This window comes from Clostridium sp. ATCC 25772, from assembly GCF_001573875.1.
In the GTDB taxonomy this organism is placed as follows: domain Bacteria; phylum Bacillota; class Clostridia; order Clostridiales; family Clostridiaceae; genus Clostridium_J; species Clostridium_J senegalense.
Genome location: NZ_LFRG01000235.1, coordinates 1 through 503 on the forward strand (window position 1 = coordinate 1; position 503 = coordinate 503).

Annotated in this window: 1 protein-coding gene; it reads left to right on the forward strand. The window is 23.3% G+C overall.

Annotated features, from left to right (window positions below; all coding sequences use genetic code 11):
- A partial coding sequence (locus AZI32_RS17755; RefSeq protein WP_157451008.1) for an NUDIX domain-containing protein occupies positions 1-289 on the forward strand: 289 nt, incomplete at its 5' end.
- Between the last annotated feature and the right edge of the window lie 214 nt (positions 290-503).

Below are 503 nucleotides of genomic sequence, written 5' to 3' on the forward strand. Positions count from 1 at the left end.
AGAAGCTATTATTAGAGAGATTGATGAAGAATTAGGTATAAAGATAGATAATATAGCTTTTATAAAAAGAGTTCTATGGGAGAAATATAATCATTTCATTGATATTTTTGTACTTTGTAAAGATATTAATATTTCAGATTTAACAATACAAAAATCAGAGTTAGACGATGTCAAATTTATTTCAGCTGAAGAGATGATTAATTTGATAAAATCCATGGACTACAGACCAGAAGAATATAGAATAATCATGGAGTCATATGTTAAAGAAAATATTTTAAATTTTAAATAAAGTAATATAAATTTATAACTATGTATATATGTAACTATTTAACTAGTTGTTGCGACCATGCGGGTTTGAAGGGATTTTGTAAATAAAAAGTAAATTAAATTTATTATAAGGAGACTTTTATGGATACTTTATTAGCGTTTGTTCCTATGTTAATTATTTTACCAATAATTTTATTATTTTGGGGTTTATGCATTTATGTACTTATACTTATAAT